We start from the raw sequence: 1,668 nt of genomic DNA, 5'->3' as shown, positions 1-1,668 counted from the left end.
CGGAAGTTTTCAAGGTAGTTGTCGCCTCGGTGCTTAAGCTTCATGCGGCTTTTTGGGACGGTTGGGTCAGCTCCTTGTCAGGGTGGTCAGGCGTGTTGGTCTGGTCCGGGTTCAAGTGAACGACGGCGATGCGTTGCCAGTTGCGGGTGGCCCCGCGCCAGCGCTGCGGGTGCCGTTGGCGGGCGGCTTCGTAAACGGCCTTGCGCTGTGCCAGGAGTGGCGCATCGAGGCCGGCATGCCGTTGGGCGGGGGTCACGAAGCGGAGCGCGCTGTGACGGTGCTCGTGGTTGTACCAGTGCGCCAAGTGTTCGACCCAACGCCGGGCGTCGGCGAGTTCGGCAAAGGGCCTGACCGGGTAGTCCGGGCGGTATTTCAGGGTCTTGAACAGCGACTCGGAATAGGGATTGTCATTGCTGACGGCCGGTCGGCTAAAGGAGGGCATGACGCCGAGGGCCTGCAACGTCGCCAGCATGGTAGCGCCTTTCATGGGGCCGCCATTGTCGGCGTGGAGGAGCAACTGGTGGGGTTGGATCGCTTCCCGCTGGCAGATGTCGGTGAGCAAGGCCCCGGCCAGGGCGCTGCACTCGGTGTCATACACCTGCCAGCCGACGATCTTGCGGCTGAAGAGATCGAGGAACAGGTAAAGGTAAAAGAACCGTCCCCGGATGGCCGTTGGTAGATAGGTGATGTCCCAACTGTACACCTGATTCGGTGCCGTGGCGCAGACGGCCCGGGGTTTGCGGCGGGCCTGTGGCGGGCGCTCGCGGCGACGGTGTGCCAACTGGTTGGCCGCCTTGAGTACCCGGTAGAAGGTCGCTTCCGAGGCGAGATAACGCCCTTGATCGGCCAACCGCGGCACGATCTGGCTGGGTGGCAGATGGCCGAATTCCGCGGAATTGGCCACCGCTAGCAGGGCCGCCCGCTCGGCCGCGGTGAGTTTGTGCGGTGGCGCATATGTCCGCAACGGACGTTGGTCGCGACCGAGCGTCTCGCCATCCTGCCAGCGTTGCAGCGTGCGGGCACTCAACCCCAGGGTCGCGCAGGCGGGCACCAGCCGTGCCCCTGCGGCCGTCGCTTCCTGCACCAGGGCCACCACCTGTTGGCGCTCTTCGAAGGCGGTCATTCGACCTCGCCCCCCAAGAGCGCCTGGAACTTTTTTTGCAGCACCAACAGCGCGGCCGCCTCCGCTAGGGCTTTCTCCTTGCGCGCCAACGCGCGCGCTAAGCGCTGATTCTCTGCCTGCAAAGCCCGCAAGCTGGCGCGCTGCTCGCCGGCACCGGCGCAAAAGGCCTCCTGCCAGGCTACCAGTTGGTGCGCAAACACACCGCGCTCCCGGCACCAGGCCTGCAGGGCTTCACCCGCCAAACCATGACTCTCCTGCAAAGCCGTCAAGCGTTCCGACAGCGTCCAGTCGTCCGGTCGCTTCTCCTGCTGCGGCCTCCGGCGCTCGGCTTTCGCCAGCGGCTCTTTCATCCAACCCTTTAGCGTGTGGTAGTTGACCTGCAATTCCTCGGCGACGTCACGGATCGACCGTTGGCCTCGCTGGAAGACCTTCTTCAGCGCCTGCTCTTTGAAGCCCTCGGAATACGTTGCTTTCATCATGCTCATGATCCTCTAATCTCCTTTCACTCGGAACATTAGAGGCGACAACTATTCTGACGCCGGGGG

1 pseudogene is annotated in these 1,668 nt (G+C 64.3%); it reads right to left on the bottom strand.

The annotated features are described in order from the left end of the window. Positions 1 to 40: 40 nt before the first annotated feature. Positions 41 to 1,599, bottom strand: a pseudogene (locus BWR02_RS20735) (IS3 family transposase). Between the last annotated feature and the right edge of the window lie 69 nt (positions 1,600 to 1,668).

Origin of the sequence: Methylotetracoccus oryzae (genome assembly GCF_006175985.1) — a bacterium.
GTDB classification, from domain to species: Bacteria; Pseudomonadota; Gammaproteobacteria; order Methylococcales; family Methylococcaceae; genus Methylotetracoccus; species Methylotetracoccus oryzae.
The sequence above is the reverse complement of the archived record's forward strand: the minus strand, read 5'-3'. Positions and strand labels throughout refer to the sequence as shown.